Origin of the sequence: Rhodococcus sp. NPDC056743, assembly GCF_042790355.1 — a bacterium.
GTDB lineage: Bacteria > Actinomycetota > Actinomycetes > Mycobacteriales > Mycobacteriaceae > Rhodococcus_F.
Window position 1 is genome coordinate 190,279 of sequence record NZ_JBHTZI010000005.1, and the last position, 18,560, is coordinate 208,838.

Below are 18,560 nucleotides of genomic sequence, written 5' to 3' on the forward strand. Positions count from 1 at the left end.
GTGTCTTTGACACGCCTGATACTAGAGTTTGAATATGACGACACGCGACGCGAAAAGCTTCCGCCGCCTGGGGATTGTTGCTCTGGCGGCAATGGTCCTTGCGGGATGTTCCGCGGTGAACTCCGCCGACGACGACCGCCCAGTCGTACTCACGACGTTCACGGTCTTGTCGGATATCGCGCAGAACGTCGCCGGTGACAATCTTCGCGTCGAGTCGATCACCAAAGCCGGAGCCGAGATCCACGGATACGAACCGACTCCCGGTGACATCCGTCGTGCCAATCAGGCCGATTTGATTCTCGACAACGGGATGAACCTCGAAGCCTGGTTCGCCAAGTTCGTCAACGGCCTGGACGTGCCACACGTCGTGGTGAGTGAGGGCGTCGAAGGCATTCCCATCGCCGGCGACGCCTATGCAGGCAAGCCCAATCCGCATGCGTGGATGTCGCCGTTGAACGCACAGATTTACGTCGACAACATGGTGGCGGCGTTCAGCGATCTTGATCCCGACAACGCTGCGGCGTTTGCCGAGAACGGGGCGAAGTACAAGGCGGAACTCCAATCGGTGCAGGATCGCCTGGTGAGTGGCCTGGCGACGCTGCCGGCAGGTCAACGCGCGCTGGTGAGCTGCGAGGGAGCGTTCTCCTACCTCACCCGCGACGCCGGGCTCAGTGAGGCGTACATCTGGCCCGTCAACGCCGAGCAGCAAGCCACCCCGCAGCAGATCATCGCGGCCATCGACTTCGTTCGGGCAAATGCCGTTCCCGCGGTGTTCTGCGAGTCGACGGTCTCGGACGCCCCGATGCAGCAGGTTGTCGGCGCAACGGGAGCAAAATTCGGTGGCACGCTGTACGTCGACTCGTTGTCCGAAGCAGACGGCCCGGTTCCCACGTACCTGGACATGATTCGCCACGACACCGACGTCATCCTCGGCGGCCTCACCGGAGGTGCATCATGAGCGAAGCGATCCGCGTCGAGAACGTCAGCGTCCACTACGGCGACGTGCAGGCGCTCGAGCACGTCGACTTGACGTTGAACCCGGGCAGTGTGTGCGGTCTGATCGGGATGAACGGCTCAGGGAAGTCGACGTTGTTCAAGGTGATCATGGGAATGATCAAGCCGGACAACGGCTCTGTGCGGATCGCGGGCATCGAGGCGGTGACGGCCCGCAAGAAGGGATACGTCGGATACGTTCCGCAGAGCGAGGACGTCGACTGGAGTTTTCCGATCAGTGTTCGCGACGTGGTGATGATGGGCCGGTACGGGCACATGGGGTTCACCCGACGTCCACGGCGCGCTGACCGAGACGCTGTTGCGGACGCGCTGGAGCGAGTGCAACTGACGGAATTCGCGGACCGTCAGATCGGGCAGTTGTCCGGTGGACAGAAGAAACGCGCGTTTGTTGCCCGCGGCATCGCTCAGGATGCATCGATCCTGTTGCTGGACGAGCCTTTTGCCGGCGTCGACAAGCGTTCCGAGGCAACTATTTCCACACTGCTTCGGGAGTTGGCTGCCGACGGCCGGTCGATTCTGGTCTCGACGCACGACCTCCATGCGGTTCCGAAACTGTGCGACGAAGCGGTACTCCTCATGCGCAAAGTGCTTGTCCATTCCGACCCGGATACCGTGCTTCGGCCCGAGAACCTCGCCCTCGCCTTCGGCCTCGACGTGATGGACAGGACCTGATCGATGAACATCGTGGAACTACTTCTCGATCCGCTCGAATACGGATTCATGGTGCGAGCCTTGGCTGTTGCCGTGGTGGCGGCCGTGGTGTGCGGCGTGCTCAGTTGCTGGTTGGTGCTGATCGGGTGGTCGCTCATGGGTGACGCCGTGTCGCACGCGGTTCTACCGGGAGTGGTCCTGGCGTACGTCGTCGGAGCACCGTTTGCGATCGGTGCTCTGATCTTCGGGTTGATCGCTGTCGCGTTGATCGGGTTGATACGCAACACCAGTCGAGTCAAGGAAGACGCCGCGATCGGGATCGTCTTCACCACCCTCTTTGCCTTCGGGCTGGTGTTGATCTCGGTCACGCCGAGTCAGACGGACCTCAATCACATCATCTTCGGCAACCTGCTCGGAGTGAGTTCGTCGGATCTTCTTCAGGTGGCCGTGCTCGGCGCGTTGGCGCTTGGCGTCCTGCTGGTCAAACGACGCGATCTCACGCTGTTTGCCTTCGATCCCGTCCACGCCAACGCAATCGGGCTCTCACCCAAGCGACTCAGTGCGTTGCTCTTGGGAGTTCTGGCGCTCACCGCCGTGGTCGCGCTGCAGGCCGTCGGCGTCGTGCTCGTGGTTGCCATGCTGATCATTCCTGGTGCAACGGCTTACCTTCTGACCGACAGGTTTTCGCGGATGTTGGTGATCGCGCCTGCCATCTCGGCAGTGTGCGCGATCACCGGCATCTACATCAGCTACTACCTCGATACCGCGTCCGGCGGCATGGTGGTGATGACGCAAGGGATCGTCTTCATGCTGGTCTATTTATTCAGCCCCAGCCACGGTGTTCTGGCCAAGTGGGTTATGCAGCGGCGCAGGCGATCGCTCAGTGCGACTGCAGGCGCCCGTCGATCATCTCCAGAACTCGATCGCAGTGACGAAGCACTTCATGATCGTGGGTGACCATGACGGTGGCGACGCCGCTCGTATGAGTTTCGCGCGCCAGTAGTTCGACGATGTCGTGACTGCGTTGCCGATCGAGCGCTGCGGTGGGTTCATCCACCAGCAGTACGGAGGGATCACTGATCAGGGCGCGGGCAATCCCCACTCGCTGACGCTCACCACCGGACAGTTGACCCGGTCGTTTGTTCGCGCGGTGGGTCATCCCGACGGCCTCGAGCAACTCTGCCGGCGTCTTCGATCCTTTTCGGCCGGTGATCTTCTCGACCAGGCGCAGCTGATCGGTCGCGGTCAACGCCGGGATGAGATTGCCGGATTGGAACACGAATCCGACGTTGTCGCGGCGGAACTCGGCCAGTTTCTTCTTGGGCAGGCCAGTGATGGTGGTGCCGTTCACGCTTACGGTGCCACCCGTCGGAGTTGTCAGTCCCCCGGCAACGGCAAGCAGACTGGATTTGCCGGCACCGGACGGCCCGACGACGGCAACGATCTCGCCGGGCAACACCTGTAAGTCCACGTTGTCGAGTGCGGTGACATTGTTGTCTCCGTCGCCGAAGCAGAGTTGCGCCGCAGCAAGATTCAATCCGAGTGTTGTAGTTGTGACGGTCATCGGTTCTCTCCTAGTGCGGCAAGGGGGTCCACCGACGAGATGCGGGCGATTGCAACGACGGCACCGGCCAGGCCGAGGACAGTGAGCAGCACTGCGCCGCTCAGGACAGGGCCCGCCTCGAGCGCAAACGGCATCCCGGATCCGGTCAGGAGGCTACCGAGGCCCAAACCTAGGACCACGCCGGTCGATACGGACGCAACGAGGACGATCACCGCCTGCATCAGACCGTCGCGCAGCAGGAATCCGGTGGATGCTCCCATAGCGCGCATGACTGCGATTTCACGGCTGCGCTGCACCGTCCAGATGGTGAAGAATGCACCGACTACCAAGGCGGAGATCGCGTAAAGGAAGGCCTTGATCATCGTCATCGTCATCATCTCGGCGCTGTAACCCGGTGAGGATTCGAAAGATTCGGTCAATGTCTTCGACGCGGTTCCTGCAGCCACATCGCCGGCACTGAGGTCTGGAAGCGCTCCGTCGATGCCTTGGATGGCGACAACACTGCCCTCGTTGTATGCGTCGGCGCGCGGCGCTTCACCTGCCTTTGTTCCGGCATGGATCTGCTGCCAGGTTCTCAGTGGAACATACGCGACGTCGACGTGACCGAAAGTCCTTTGTTCGCTGGTGAATCCGACCACGGTCAGATCCGTGCCGAGACGGTCGACGGTCACGGTATCACCGAGTTCCACCCCCTCGTCGCGGGCGCTGTTACTGACGATGACGGTGTTCTCGCCGCTCAGTGCCGTACCTTCCGCAGCCGCCGGTTCCAGGAACGAGCCTGGCTCGATCCCGAAGAGTGTGAGATCGACGGGAGTGCCGTTCTGAGTTTTTGCATTCACGATCATGTTTCCGAACAGAGCCGCATTGGCTACGTCCGGCCGCTCACGCCAGGCCTGCGCCTGTTCTTCGGTGACCACCGAACGGCTGAATGCGGAATCGGATTTGGTGCCTTCGGCAAAGGCAAACGCTTGCGCCGGTGTGCGTTGCAGGCCGGATACGCCGTCGTTGACGAGGCCGGAAGACAGTCCGGCCATGATCACCATCAGGATCGAGATGAGGGCGATCACCGCTCCCATCAGCAAAAATCGATTTCGCGCGAACAGCAGTTCGCGCACGGCCAGAAACATGATGCCTCCGAAGTGTGTGCCGGCGGCATGGCCGACGGTGATTACGACTATTACGACGCTGTGTCGTAATCATATCGACACCCTGTCGGGAACATGTCGACGGGGTGTCGGTAAGTGTCGCAAACGGCGTCAGATCAGTGCATATACCGTGGCCGGTGATCCAGAACCGCCCCGATTGACAGTGCCTCCCACCAGTACGTGCGCACCGGTGATGGGGAGCGCGCTCAGGTTGGCGAGATTCTCCAGGCTGATGCGGTGGGCGCCGTACAGCAGAGTGGAGACCGCATAGCGCTCGTCGCAACCGGCGTCGGGTCCGAAGGTGTCGGTACCAAGGGCGCCGCGCCGGCCCAACCGTCCGGAATCCAGGAGCCAGTGAACGGCGTCGACGCCGAAGCCTGGTTGATGAATGCCGGAGCCGTCGATGTTCGCGTACAGATCTGTGCCCCAACGGGACTCCCAGCCGGTCCACAAGATCACCGCTGCGCCGTCCGGTATCCGTCCGTGCCGGGATTCCCATTCGACCAGATCGTCAACCGTGAGAATGTAGTCGGGATTTCGGGCAGACTTCTCCCGGATATCGATCTTCACTGCGGGCAGGTACAGGTCAGCAGCATCCAATTGATCTGCGGTCAGTCCGCCGAGTTCGAAATGTGCCGGTGCGCCCCAATGTGTTCCGGTGTGTTCACCCTGCTTGACGTACTGCAGGTAATAGCCGTCAGCTTCGACGGTGGTGGCGGTTTCGAGGGTGAACTCCGGGTCGCCGGGAAATATCGGCGTGGATGCGGGGTCGTTGACGTGGGAGAGCGACACGACGCGATGTGGTTGTGATGTGTCGCGATCTGATGTGTCAATGCCGTTGTTCGGCAGCGATTCCCAGCAGGACCATCGGACGTCGCGTACCGCGATCACCTGGCCGTTCGGGCGGGTGTCAACGTAGTGAGGGTATTTCAAAGCCAGAGCGTCGATCGCGCTCTCCGCCTCGTCGGTTCCCGGCTCCAAAATTTCGGCATCACCATCCGCGCGTACCCACCACAGCTGCGACCAGTCGTCGTCGTAGTGATCGACCAGCAGGCTGACGTGTCCCGTCGCGGCAATATTTTTCAGCCGTCGAAGTGAGGTTGTGGTTTTCGGCTTGTGGTCGACGCACGAGTAGACGGTGCTGCCGACAACAACAAACACGAGCGGCACGATGTGGGGAACGCCGTTGGTATCGGCCGTCGCCAGTCGTGCCACTCGTGCGGTGGAGAATCGTGCGCCCGCATCGTCCATAACTACAGCGTAAGTCGATCAGGGGTTGCCGCGAGCCGCTGCTGACGGAACAGTGGTCTCATGGAGAACAGTGGACCCATGGAACCGGATGAAGCACTTCGGGAGATCGCCTACTGGCTCGAACGATCGCGTGCCGAAACGCACCGAGTGAAGGCATACCGGCGAGCCGCTGAGGTCTTCACAGGGCTGTCGGACGAAGAGAAGGAATCGCGCCGCAAGGCCGACAGTTGGAAAGCCCTCACCGGTATCGGGCCCAAAACGGCGACGATCATCGCCCAGTCGTACGACGGTGTTCCCGCGTACCTCGCCGAGTTGCGGGGGCAGGCTCAACCTATCGGCGACGGTCCACTGCGGCAGGCTTTGCGCGGCGATCTGCACACCCACTCCGACTGGTCCGACGGCGGCAGCCCGATCGAGGAGATGATGCGCCGAGCTGCCGCATTGGGCCACGATTACTGCGCGCTCACCGATCACTCACCCCGTCTGACGGTCGCCAACGGACTGTCCGCCGATCGTTTGCGAGCTCAACTCGACGTCATTGCCGGATTGAACGCGGAACTGGCGCCCTTCCGCATCCTCACGGGAATCGAGGTCGACATCCTCGAAGACGGCTCCCTCGATCAGGACCCGGATTTGCTCGACGAACTCGACATCGTAGTTGCGAGCGTGCATTCCAAGCTGCGGTCCGAACGCGAAGCCATGACGCGCAGAATGCTTGCTGCGGTGCGTAATCCGCGGGTGGATATTCTCGGCCACTGCACTGGGCGTCTGGTCGAGGGTGCTCGCGGAACCCGTCCCGAGTCGCAGTTCGACGCCGAGAAAGTCTTCGAGGCTTGCCGAGAATCCGGTACCGCTGTGGAGATCAACTCTCGACCGGAGCGTCGTGACCCGCCTTCGCGTTTGATCGAGTTGGCGCTCGATCTCGACTGCCTGTTCTCTATCGACACCGACGCCCATGCTCCGGGCCAATTGGCCTGGCAGGGTTACGGTTGCGAGCGCGCCGAGAAGTGCGGCGTCGACGCAGATCGGGTGATAAACACCTGGACGGCCGACGCGCTCCTCGAATGGGCAGGCAACTAACTCCGCAGTGTGGTGCGGCGGGGCCGTTGTTTCGGGTCGATGCTTGGTGGTGGGATGAACCAGGGTTTGTGATCGTCACCCATCTTGATTTCCCAGCGTCCGACGAATCCCGTTTTGCGGTGCATCAGGGTGTGATGGTGCCGGCAGAGCAGCGTGAGGTTGTCCATCACAGTCGGTCCGCCGTTTGACCACGGTTTTATGTGGTGGGCGTCGCACCAGGCTGGGACGGCGTCGCAGGTGGGGAAGGCGCAGCCTTTGTCTCGAGCGATAAGCGCGGTGCGTTGGGCCGCGGTGACGAGGCGTTTGGTGGGGCTGACGTCGAGGGGTGCTCCGTTGCCGTCGAGTAGCACCATGGAGAGGATGCAGTCACACGCCAGCATTTGGGTGCGGCTGATACTCAACGGTCCGAGCCAGGGCATGTGCCCCACATCGAGGTCGTCGTAGTCGAGGACGGGATCAGTGTCGCCGGATGTCGCCTTGGTGGCGCATTCGCGATGCTCCGCAAGATCCTTGGCAGCGATATGGACATTCAGGTGTGGACGTTGCCCACCGTCAACACCGGTAGCGGCGTTGTCGAGGTACCGGCGGATAAGTTCGGTGAGGGCGTCGGCGGTGCGTTTGGCGGCTGACCGCTGATCAGGCGTCCCGTCGGTGGCCGGTCTGGGCATCGACAATCCCGAGAGCGCAGATAGCAGCATTTCGCCAGTGAGCGCGTCGAAATCGCCTTTGATCACGACCCGCCCGTTGAGCGTCGGCGCGATGCGCAGTTCGTTGCGATCGGTGTCTTCAGCGGGCGGAATATCTTCGGATTCGAAGATCCGCTCGAGAAAAGCTATGGCGTAGCGCAGTTTGGTGGTTGTGGCTTCGACGCCGGAAGCTGCAGCGAGCAGTGTTTTCAGGCAGTGTGGTAAAGCGTTCTCCGGCATCCCTTTTGGTGGAGATTCGCAAAATGCCACGATCAACGCGGCATGTTCGAAGGACAGATCCCCGGCGTCGAATTGAGCAGTAATTTCGGGGAACGCCCGCAATGCCTTACCCAGGGCCGCGATACGATTCCCGGCAGCGTTCTGAAGCATGGTGTTGGCCACCAACCATCGACCTACACCTCGATAACACAGCACTTGCTCATCAGGCTGAAGTGCTAATTCGTCAACAGCGGCGACTCGGATCGCTTCCAGGCGAAGGATTTCCGCGGAGGTGATGATTGCAACGGCACGCACTTCGACCCGGGAGAGCTTCCACAGCCGTTGCCGGATGTCGCCGGCAGGACCGCTGACAACAGCAGCGGTGGCGTCACTACACGTATCCGAACTGAAAGTGCTTGTTGTCATCGAGAACCCCTCCCCTGGTTCTACTATACTCGAACATCTTTTCGAGTCAAGGAAAACTTCTGGGTCCGTGAGACTTTCGCGTCGAACGGACTGTGATGGGTCTACAGCATCAAGGCGGGGTCGGTGGTCAGTTCGATGTTGAGCCACGGTTCGTACGGCAGGTCAGCGAGGTGTTTGGCGAATGTGCGCCGGACCGCGTCTTCGTCGTCGATCTCCCATGTGTGGGGAGGGACCATGAACATGGCTTCGATGTACAGCTTGCGGCCGACCTTGCTCATCGTCAGGGCTGGTTCATCCAAATCGAATTCATCGCGAACAGCTGCGATTGCGTCGTGAACATGCGCCTGAACCTGTTGGCTGGGAGCACCTTCGAGCAGTTCCACCAGAGCAGTTCGCAACAGCGCCAAGGGCTGTGGGACCAGCATCGCACAACCGATCAGTACGAGCACCGAGTCGACGTATCGATCGGCGTCGGAGAAATCGGTGCGCCCCAGGATCATTGCAACAACAGCGCCGACGGCGACCAGCGCACTGAAGGCGGCCGACGCGCCCCACTGTCTGGCCTCGGCAACCAGGAGATCCGACGTGCGGTCGGCCTTACCGACATAGCGCCAGATCGCGACTGACACTGCCGCGCTTATCGCGCCGTATGCTGCGAGCGACCCGGCGGTGACATCGGCTCCGCCGGCCAGAATGACCCGAACGGCCTCCACGCCGGCGTACGCGAGCGTTGCCAACAACGCCATGCCCTGAATTGCGATCACCACCGGAATCAGTGCTTCCTTGCCGAACGGAAAGCGCGCCGTCGGGCCTGAATCCGCGATCCGGGAGACGCGCAGCGACATCCAGGTCAGGACCATGCCGATCAATGCATAGACACCGTCGAGCAGAATTACCTGAGACTGCGAAACCCATCCCCACACCGCGGCCATGACTGCCAAGGCTGACGCAACCATCAGCGAGTACCGCAAGGTCTTGCGCTCGCGCTCCGCTGACTCTTCTTTGATGCCCATGACCCGTAACCGCCTTGTCAGATTTGTAACTTCTTCCCGTAGGAATACCAGCAAAGTGGTCGCTAGAAGGACTCACCGCGCCACTCCGATGAGCGCCGAAGCCGTATTCGACGCAAAATAGACTTCTATGGCCGACCGTGGATTCACCCCGACACAGCTCGCTGCCCGAGCCGCATATCTGCTCCGCGGTAATGATCTGGGCACGATGACTAGCGCTGCTCCCAAGCTTTATCCACATATGTGGAGTTGGGACGCGGCGTTTGTTGCTGTCGGATTAGCGCCGTTGAGTGTTGAACGAGCCGTCGTCGAGCTCGATACCTTGCTCGACGCGCAGTGGAAAAACGGAATGATCCCGCACATCGTTTTTGCAAACGGCGTCGACGGCTATTTTCCCGGCCCGACGCGTTGGGACGTCAATGCGTTGGCTGCACATGCGCCGGTAGGTACGGCGACATCCGGGATTACCCAGCCTCCGGTGCACGCGATTGCCGTGCAACGAATCCTCGACCACTCACGTCGTCACGGTCGTACGACGCGATCGATTGCCGAGGAGTTCTTGGATCGTCGGTGGAATGATCTGGTTCGGTGGCATCGCTGGCTTGCCGAGGCGCGAGATCTCGACGGTAATGGACGGATTGCGCTCTTTCACGGTTGGGAATCGGGGATGGACAACTCTCCACGTTGGGACGCGGCGTACGGGAATGTTGTTGCGGGACAGGTTCCTGCGTACCAGCGAGCTGACCTCGCTGTCGTGACGGATCTGACGCAGCGTCCCAAGGATCACGAATACGATCGCTATCTGTGGCTGCTCGAAGAAATGAAATCGGTCCGCTATGACGACCAACAGCTTTCTACCGCAATGAGTTTTGCAGTCGAGGACGTATTTGTCTCAGCTGTCTTCTCCATGGCGTGCGATGTCCTGGCGACTATCGGCGAAGAGCATTCGAGGCCGAACTCCGATGTGCGAGATCTGCGTGGTTGGGCAGATCGGTTCCGTCGCGGTGTCATTGCGACGACTGACGAAAGAACTGGCGCTGCAAAGGATTTTGATCTCCGCACCGGGCGTTGGGTGAATACGGAGACTATCGCGATGTTTGCGCCGTTACTGTGTGGTGGGCTCAGCCGCGATGCCGAACGTGCGCTGTTGCGAACATTCGAGGGTCCGAAGTTCTGTGGGCATCCGGATATGAGATTTGCCGTGCCGCCGTCTACTTCTCCGGTGTCCGGTGATTTCCGTCCGCGCGAGTACTGGCGCGGCCCTGTCTGGCCGGTGATCACCTGGCTGTTCTCGTGGGCATTTGCGCGTCGTGGATGGGCAGAACGATCGTATGTACTCCGGGCCGAGGGGCTTAGGCAGGCCAGTGACGGTAGTTTTGCCGAGTATTACGAACCCTTTACCGGTGAACCGTTGGGCAGCATGCAGCAATCCTGGACAGCGGCAGCGGTTCTCGATTGGTTGGGATGACCAAAGTCTGAATAGTTGGTGAAACAACAGACAAATCCGGCAGCGGTCCCTACGCTCGGGGAATGGCCGAGCGACGCTGCGTCAGGACCTTAGGCAAACTAACTCCGATCGTGATGGCTGCCGCCGTTGCATTGACGGCCCCTGGTCTCGCTTCGGCGGATGCTCCCCGTGGGCCGGACGTTTCGTCTTGGCAGCATGTGGACGGAACCGGAATCGACTGGTTCCAGGTACGGGCGTCGGGCCACGAGTTCGCGATGGTCAAAGCGACGGAATCACTGAACTACGTAAATCCCTATTTCGTTCAGGATTGTCTACGCATGCGTGTTGCGGGCGTCGCGCGCGGTGCCTATCACTACGCGGATGTGCGCCAGTCCCCGGAAGCTCAGGCGGCGTTCTACGCGGCAATGGTCCTCGGTATCAACGGTCCTGGTGATTTGCCTCCCGTCCTCGATCTCGAAGACTCGAAGGGCTTGCCGGCAGCACAGGTGATCGACTGGACGCACCGCTATCTGAACACAGTCCAGGCGTTGACCGGACGGCAGCCGATCATCTACACGTACCCCAACTTCTGGCGGACGCAGATGGCGAACACCACGGAGTTCAACAACTATCCGCTTTGGATAGCCGACTACAACGGTCAGAGTGCTCCGGGACCCTTGCCTGGTGGATGGTCGAATTGGACTTTCTGGCAGTACACGAGCACCGGACGCATACCGGGGATCGTCGGCAACACCGACATCAATGTCTACAGCGGTGCGCAGGGTGACTTCGGTCGTTACTCCAACAGCGTGGGGCTCGGCAGCAGCTAGTTTCTGCGACTGAGCTTCCGTCTCTGCGTTCTTTTCGGGCCCTTTGACTATTCGGCACCTGAGGGTCCATTTCTGCGCCTAGACGTTGCGTGGTCGATTAGTCCGTATGTAGCTCATTGGCTATGTGAAATTCAGTGGAACGGTAACCAAAATCGTTGAACGCTCTGCTAGCTAGGCGAGGTTAGATGGTAGCTGGGGTGGAAAATTAGCTGAAATCCCATCTGGAAATATTCACAAAACGGACCTAAAGTTTTGTCTTCTTGGATGGCTACCGGCTCGCGTGAGTGACGTTTTGAGTCCTCAACTCCGTCTATCGGGGCTTCTCCTCTCTTTGTTACCCACAATCTTGACTTAAATGAGCGTGATCGTTCATCTGGTTCTCGCGTGTTCGAACGGGCGAAGCGATCAATGGTCGATTGCGGGTATTTCGGATCGAAGTTCTCTCGCTGTGGACAGCCCAACAGGGACTATGAATTTTGGTCATTTGTTCAGTTCGAGCACACGCCCGTGCATTTCGGGGACCCTGTCTATCGAGCCGCAATATCGCTTCGAGTCGCGTCCGACCTAGTGGCAGCCCGTTTTAGTCAGATTGTCCGATTGGCCAAATCTCACTAGTGCGCCTTGTTCGATCTCCGAACGAAAGCGTCAATCGGTCTGCTTTGTCCCTCTTTCGCTGGGCAAGCTCCCGGTTATCTGTTATCTTGAGCGAGATAACTGGAAGATTGCTCTCGATTTGCACGGATTTCGAGGGCCAAAGTCCTGCACAGGACGGCTCTTCCAACACGCAGGTGTTACCCGAAGAGGAGCTCGAATGGCAGGACCGGCAACAGCGTCCGGTATGAGGTCGATCAGCCGAAAACCGGCGCACCGACCCGAACCAACCGATCAAACGGGAGTTCGCGCCATCGCTCTCGCATCTCCGTCCACCCAATATCGATCAGGCACATCCTGGGGAGTAAGAAATGCCTAACGACTTACCGCCGACAAGGTCGGCCATATTCACCGCGGGGCTGCCGCCCTGGGTGCGAGCGTGGACGGTGGTGTGGACCACCATCGCGATGATTCTCGGTATCTCCGGAGCGACGGCAGTAGTTGCCTCTGCGCAGCCGGCCGCGACGCTCGGCGGTCCCGTTCAGGCTCAGGCTCCGGCTCGCGCCGCTGTTCTTCCGGATGAACAACCGCCGACGGGCTGTGCGTTCAGCGCACCCAACACCGGCAATCTCTCGCAGAACATCTGCTGGATCGACATGTCGACGTTCAACCAGGCCGCCGCAACGTCGGCAGCTGGGCAGCCGATGACGGTCAAGCTGACGGATATCTACTCCATCAGCTTCAACGCCAAGCTGGTCAACTCGATTGACGGTTCCACGACGAAGCCGCACACGGGTGTTGCTGCGTACCCGCTGCCGGCATTGAAGAGCCTTTCAGCGCTCGGAGACGTCGCCTACAGTGGTGTGCCGTCGGCGGTCAAACCTGCTCTGTATCAAACGGTTCCAACAATGAGTGGGGGGAATCGGGTCCAGTCAGGCGGAACGGTCAAGCTCGACAATATCGTCATGAATGGGCCGAACGGCGCTGTCAACAACTACGGACTTGTTGTCGCGGATGCCGAATCGACAGACCCTGTTGCGGCAAACAACAAAGAATTCCTGTCCTTTCAGTCGGACAAGAACTTTCGCCTGATCGATCGCACCATGGGTGTATCCGGAGATCCCAATTGGCCGCCGATTCGGGCATGCAACGGCATTGTCGGCGGAGCCGATGGCCTGACCGGGGTAGGTACAACTTCGGTTCGATGCGATTCATGGTGGGACAACAACGTCAGTAAGAATTACTCGCCTGGAGCGGTGGTGCTGGCTGCGACAGCGCCGACTTCCTTCGCGGGCACTTTCGGAAACACCACAGCTGACACGTCCCGACAGGGTGTTGCCTTCGGTATCTTGCTGCCCAGGGTCAAGATCGACAAGGAACTCACTCGGGTCAGCCCCGGTGACGACTTCACGATCGGAACGAGCACAGGTACTTTCGCCGATGCTGATGCCGCGAGTGGACAGGTACTGAAGAGCACCGAAACCGGAGCAACGGATACGACAGCTTCCACCGGATGGCGGATGCTGCTTGCTGACACGTCGCCCACTCCTGTCACGTTCTGGGAGAAGCCCACTACCTCGGCGACCAAGACCGCGAACTACGCGACGAAGTGGGACTGCCAGGTCAACGGTGTTGCCCAGAACCTTCAAGTTGGTGGAGTCGCGCAGACGGCATTGGCGCCGGGGGACAACGCATACTGCAAGATCATCAACACCCCGGTCCTCGTGAAGAAGTCGTCGTCACCACCTACCGGTGAGACGGTCAACATCGGCAACACGATTACCTACACCCTCAACTTCGAGAATCCCGGAACTGCTCCGGCGACGATCGACTACACGGACTACCTCGCCGACGTCATCGATGACGGAACTGTCGCGCTCGGGGCAGCAACCGGCGGACTCACCGCCGCATTGAACGGCACCGACAAGATCAAGGTCGGCGGCACCTTGCCTGCGGGAGGCAAAGGGACAGTCACATACACCGTTACGGTCAAAGACGGTGGAAACAAAGTCCTGAACAACTATCTGGTTCCGGGGACTACAACTCCTCCCACAACATGTGATCCTGCAACTAATCTCTGCACGACACATCCCATGCCTGGTTTCACGTTGACGAAGACTGCCAATCCGGCTTCCGGTTCGACGGTTCAGGCCGGCGACACCATTACTTACTCCGTCACCGGTACCAACACCGGCAAGACGGCTCTAACTCCCGCGACGATCAAAGACGATCTGAGTGCGGTTCTCAATAATGCTGCTGTCGTTCCCGGTTCGCTGAAGGCGACCATCGACGGTGCTCCTGTTGCTGCTCCGACTCTGTCGGGCAGCACTTTGTCGTGGTCCGCGAATCTCGAGGCCGGTAAGTCTGTTGTTCTGACTTACCAGGTGAAGGTCAATGCCGGAGTTGCGGCTGGCACGGTTCTGAACAACAAGGTCACGGGTACTGCGAAGCCGCCGACGGGTCCGGACATCACTCCTCCGCCGGTGGAGACGAATCACTCGGTTCCCGGCTTCACCTTGGCAAAGACTGCCGATCCGGTTTCCGGTTCGACGGTTCAGGCCGGCGAGTCGATCAAGTACACCGTCACCGGCACCAACACCGGCAAGACGAAGCTTGATCCGGTAAGGATCAATGACGATTTGGGTGCGGTTCTCAATAATGCTGCTGTCGTTCCTGGTTCGCTGAAGGCGACCGTCGACGGTGCTCCTGTTGCTGCTCCGACTCTGTCGGGCACCACGCTCTCGTGGACTGGTGTTCTCGAAGCCGGCAAGTCGGTTGTCCTCACCTACGAGGTGAAGGTCAACGACGGCGTTGCCGCCGGCACGGTTCTGAACAACAAGGTCACCGGTACTGCAAAGCCGCCGACAGGTCCGGACATCACTCCTCCGCCAGTGGAGACGAATCACTCTGTTCCAGGTTTCACTGTCGCGAAGACTGCCGATCCGGCCTCGGGTACCGGTGTCAATGCTGGTCAGACGATCACGTACACCGTAACGGGTACGAACACCGGTAAGACAACGCTCAATCCTGTTGTGTTTACCGATGATCTGTCGAAGGTTCTCGACAACGCTGTGTTGGTGGACGGTTCGCTGAAGGCAGTTGTCGATGGTGTCGACGCGACGGCTCCGATTCTCTCGGGTACGACGCTCTCGTGGACTGGTGTTCTGGAGCCGGGTAAGTCGGTTGTTCTGACGTATCAGGTGAAGGTCAATGCCGGTGTTGCTGGTGGGGTGTTGATCACCAACAAGGTGACCGGTACTGCGAAGCCGCCGACGGGTCCGGAGATCACTCCTCCGCCGGTCACGACCGAGCATCCGGTGGTGTCTCCGAAGATTGCTGTGGTGAAGTCTTCTGATCCGGCGTCGGGTTCGAATGTTGTTGCCGGTCAGGACATCAAGTACACGTTGACGTTCACGAACACCGGTAACGGTGCGGGTGAGGTTGCGTACTTCGATGATCTGCGTCAGGTCGTGGACAAGGGTGCCTTGAGTGGTTTGACTGCTGAGGCTCCGTTGCAGACGGCGATGTCGGGCAGCGATGGTTTCTCGGTGACGGGAACGTTGGCTGCCGGCGAGACGAAGACGGTCACGTACACGGTGAAGGTCAATGCCGATGTTGTCGGTGGTGTGTTCGTGAACAACTTCGTTGTTCCGGGTACGACTCCGCCGGTTGATCCTCCGGAGGTGTGTGATCCGGCGACGCAGCTGTGCACGACGCATCCGGTTCAGGTTCCGGGGTTCACGGTCTCCAAGACTGCTGATCCGGTGTCGGGAACGAATGTTGCTTCCGGTCAGACGATCACCTACACGGTGACCGGTTCCAATACGGGTAACACGACGCTTGATCCGGTCGCTATCTCCGATGATCTGGGTGCGGTCCTCGACAATGCTGCTGTTGTTCCCGGTTCGTTGAAGGCGACTGTCGACGGTGCTGCTGTTGCCGATCCGACTGTTTCGGGTACGACGTTGTCCTGGTCGGGTTCGTTGGATGCCGGTACGTCGGTTGTTCTGACGTATCAGGTGAAGGTCAACGACGGTGTTGCTGGTGGGGTGTTGATCAACAACAAGGTCACCGGTACTGCGAAGCCGCCGACGAGTCCGGAGATCACTCCTCCGCCTGTGACGACGGAGCATCCGGTGGTCTCTCCGAAGATTGCTGTGGTGAAGTCTTCTGATCCGGCTTCGGGAACGAATGTTGTTGCCGGTCAGGACATCGCGTACACGCTCACGTTTACGAATACCGGTAATGGCGCGGGTGAGGTTGCGTACTTCGATGATCTGCGTCAGGTCGTGGACAAGGGTGCTTTGAGTGGTTTGACTGCTCAGGCTCCGCTGGCTGCGACGATGGTCGGTACTGATGGTTTCTCGGTGACGGGAACGTTGGCTGCCGGCGAGACGAAGACGGTCACGTACACGGTGAAGGTCAATGCCGATGTTGTCGGTGGTGTGTTCGTGAACAACTTCGTTGTTCCGGGTACGACTCCGCCGGTTGATCCTCCGGAGGTGTGTGATCCGGCGACGCAGCTGTGCACGACGCATCCGGTGGTGTCTCCGAAGATTGCTGTGGTGAAGTCTTCTGATCCGGCGTCGGGAACGAATGTTGTTGCCGGTCAGGACATCGCGTACACGTTGACGTTTACGAATACCGGTAATGGTGCGGGTGAGGTTGCGTACTTCGATGATCTGCGTGGTCTGCTCGATGATGCTGATCTGGTTGCGGGCAGCTTGTCTGCGCAGGATCCGTTGGCTGCGGCGATGGTCGGCAGCGATGGTTTCTCGGTGACGGGAACATTGGCTGCCGGCGAGACGAAGACGGTGACGTACACGGCGAAGATCAAGGCTGACGCCGATCGTGTTGCGGCGAATGCCGACAATACGGTGCTGAACTTCGTTGTTCCGGGTACGACTCCGCCGGTTGATCCTCCGGAGGTGTGTGATCCGGCGACGCAGCTGTGCACGACGCATCCGGTGGTCTCTCCGAAGATTGCTGTGGTGAAGTCTTCTGATCCGGCGTCGGGAACGAATGTTGTTGCCGGTCAGGACATCAAGTACACGCTCACGTTCACGAACACCGGTAACGGTGCGGGTGAGGTCGCGTACTTCGATGATCTGCGTCAGGTCGTGGACAAGGGTGCCTTGAGTGGTTTGACTGCTGAGGCTCCGCTGGCTGCGACGATGTCGGGCACTGATGGTTTCTCGGTGACGGGAACCCTCGCGGCCGGCGAAAGCAAGACGGTCACGTACACGGTGAAGGTCAATGCCGATGTTGTCGGTGGTGTGTTCGTGAACAACTTCGTTGTTCCGGGTACGACTCCGCCGGTTGATCCTCCGGAGGTGTGTGATCCGGCGACGCAGCTGTGCACGACGCATCCGGTGGTGTCTCCGAAGATTGCTGTGGTGAAGTCTTCTGATCCGGCTTCGGGAACGAATGTTGTTGCCGGTCAGGACATCGCGTACACGTTGACGTTTACGAACACCGGTAACGGTGCGGGTGAGGTTGCGTACTTCGATGATCTGCGTGGTCTGCTCGATGATGCTGATCTGGTTGCGGGCAGCTTGTCTGCGCAGGATCCGTTGGCTGCGGCGATGGTCGGCACCGATGGTTTCTCGGTGACGGGAACATTGGCTGCCGGCGAGACGAAGACGGTGACGTACACGGCGAAGATCAAGGCTGACGCCGATCGTGTTGCGGCGAATGCCGACAATACGGTGCTGAACTTCGTTGTTCCGGGTACGACTCCGCCGGTTGATCCTCCGGAGGTGTGTGATCCGGCGACGCAGCTGTGCACGACGCATCCGGTTCAGGTTCCGGGGTTCACGGTCGCGAAGACTGCTGATCCGGTGTCGGGTTCGAATGTTGTTGCCGGTCAGACGATCACCTACACAGTGACCGGTGCCAATACGGGTAACACGACTCTTGATCCGGTCGCTATCTCCGATGATCTGTCGAAGGTTCTCGACAATGCGGTGTTGGTGGATGGTTCGGCGAAGGCGACTGTCGACGGTGTCGATGTGGCTGTTCCGACCTTGTCGGACACCACGCTCTCCTGGTCGGGTGCTCTCGAGCCGGGTAAGTCGGTTGTTCTGACGTATCAGGTGAAGGTCAACGACGGTGTTGCTGGTGGGGTGTTGATCACCAACAAGGTGACCGGTACTGCGAAGCCGCCGACGGGTCCGGAGATCACTCCTCCGCCCGTGACGACCGAGCATCCGGTCGATGTTCCGGGGTTCACTGTCGCGAAGACTGCTGATCCGGTGTCGGGTTCGAATGTTGCTGCTGGTTCGGTGATCACGTACTCGGTGACCGGTGCCAATACGGGTAACACGACGCTTGATCCGGTTGTGTTGACCGATGATCTGTCGAAGGTTCTCGACAACGCTGCTGTGGTGGACGGTTCGCTGAAGGCTGTTGTCGATGGTGTCGACGCGACGGCTCCGATTCTCGAGGGCACGACGCTCTCCTGGACTGGTGTTCTCGAGGCTGGTAAGTCGGTTGTTCTGACGTATCAGGTGAAGGTCAATGCCGGTGTTGCCGGTGGCACGTTGATCAACAACAAGGTGACCGGTACTGCGAAGCCGCCGACGGGTCCGGAGATCACTCCTCCGCCCGTGACGACCGAGCATCCGGTCGATGTTCCGGGGTTCAC

General features: G+C 59.9%; 12 protein-coding genes and 1 pseudogene. 7 read left to right on the forward strand and 6 right to left on the reverse strand.

The annotated features are described in order from the left end of the window. Positions 1 to 34 precede the first annotated feature (34 nt). Genes ACFRFQ_RS13110 through ACFRFQ_RS13120 form a run of 3 tightly spaced genes read left to right on the forward strand, consistent with a single transcriptional unit; the run spans position 35 to position 2,622 of the window. On the forward strand, positions 35 to 958 hold the full coding sequence (locus ACFRFQ_RS13110; protein ID WP_378657905.1) for a metal ABC transporter substrate-binding protein: 924 nt from the start codon (positions 35 to 37) through the stop codon (positions 956 to 958). Then, entirely contained in the window at positions 955 to 1,686 is a 732-nt protein-coding gene (locus ACFRFQ_RS13115; RefSeq protein ID WP_378657910.1) for a metal ABC transporter ATP-binding protein, read from the forward strand. The genes ACFRFQ_RS13110 and ACFRFQ_RS13115 overlap by 4 nt, the downstream gene beginning before the upstream one ends. Positions 1,687 to 1,689: 3 nt before the next feature. Further along, positions 1,690 to 2,622 (forward strand): metal ABC transporter permease, encoded by a 933-nt coding sequence (locus ACFRFQ_RS13120; RefSeq protein WP_378657913.1) that lies wholly within the window; start codon positions 1,690 to 1,692, stop codon positions 2,620 to 2,622. On the opposite strand, the gene ACFRFQ_RS13125 is transcribed toward ACFRFQ_RS13120, so the two are convergent. From ACFRFQ_RS13125 to ACFRFQ_RS13140, 4 genes and pseudogenes are all read right to left on the reverse strand, one after another. After that, positions 2,546 to 3,229: an ABC transporter ATP-binding protein gene (locus tag ACFRFQ_RS13125; protein ID WP_378657915.1), complete on the reverse strand. Its 684-nt coding sequence runs from the start codon at positions 3,227 to 3,229 to the stop codon at positions 2,546 to 2,548. The genes ACFRFQ_RS13120 and ACFRFQ_RS13125 overlap by 77 nt on opposite strands. Continuing rightward, entirely contained in the window at positions 3,226 to 4,356 is a 1,131-nt protein-coding gene (locus ACFRFQ_RS13130; protein WP_378657917.1) for an ABC transporter permease, read from the reverse strand. Before ACFRFQ_RS13130 ends, ACFRFQ_RS13125 begins: the two co-directional genes overlap by 4 nt. A gap of 129 nt (positions 4,357 to 4,485) precedes the next feature. Beyond that, a complete protein-coding gene (locus tag ACFRFQ_RS13135; RefSeq protein WP_378658568.1) occupies positions 4,486 to 5,223 on the reverse strand; it encodes a cyclase family protein in 738 nt (245 codons plus the stop codon). Between the two features lie 15 nt (positions 5,224 to 5,238). Further along, positions 5,239 to 5,625, reverse strand: a pseudogene (locus ACFRFQ_RS13140) (TIGR03668 family PPOX class F420-dependent oxidoreductase); the annotation flags it as partial. A gap of 78 nt (positions 5,626 to 5,703) precedes the next feature. Here ACFRFQ_RS13140 and ACFRFQ_RS13145 point away from each other — a divergent pair. Continuing rightward, the gene (locus tag ACFRFQ_RS13145) at positions 5,704 to 6,705 is read left to right on the forward strand and encodes a PHP domain-containing protein (protein WP_378657920.1); all 1,002 of its coding nucleotides are present in this window, start codon (positions 5,704 to 5,706) and stop codon (positions 6,703 to 6,705) included. Here the strand turns inward: ACFRFQ_RS13145 and ACFRFQ_RS13150 are convergent. After that, the gene (locus ACFRFQ_RS13150) at positions 6,702 to 8,036 is read right to left on the reverse strand and encodes a DUF222 domain-containing protein (protein WP_378657922.1); all 1,335 of its coding nucleotides are present in this window, start codon (positions 8,034 to 8,036) and stop codon (positions 6,702 to 6,704) included. The genes ACFRFQ_RS13145 and ACFRFQ_RS13150 overlap by 4 nt on opposite strands. A gap of 101 nt (positions 8,037 to 8,137) precedes the next feature. Then, the gene (locus ACFRFQ_RS13155; RefSeq protein WP_378657925.1) at positions 8,138 to 9,049 is read right to left on the reverse strand and encodes a cation transporter; all 912 of its coding nucleotides are present in this window, start codon (positions 9,047 to 9,049) and stop codon (positions 8,138 to 8,140) included. Between the two features lie 127 nt (positions 9,050 to 9,176). Between ACFRFQ_RS13155 and ACFRFQ_RS13160 the strand changes: the two genes are divergently transcribed. From ACFRFQ_RS13160 to ACFRFQ_RS13170, 3 genes are all read left to right on the forward strand, one after another. Then, entirely contained in the window at positions 9,177 to 10,514 is a 1,338-nt protein-coding gene (locus tag ACFRFQ_RS13160; RefSeq protein WP_378657928.1) for an amylo-alpha-1,6-glucosidase, read from the forward strand. 62 nt (positions 10,515 to 10,576) lie between these two features. Next, entirely contained in the window at positions 10,577 to 11,323 is a 747-nt protein-coding gene (locus ACFRFQ_RS13165; protein ID WP_378657930.1) for a glycoside hydrolase family 25 protein, read from the forward strand. Between the two features lie 962 nt (positions 11,324 to 12,285). After that, positions 12,286 to 18,560: isopeptide-forming domain-containing fimbrial protein (locus tag ACFRFQ_RS13170; RefSeq protein ID WP_378657932.1), on the forward strand; the 6,275-nt coding region annotated here is incomplete at its 3' end.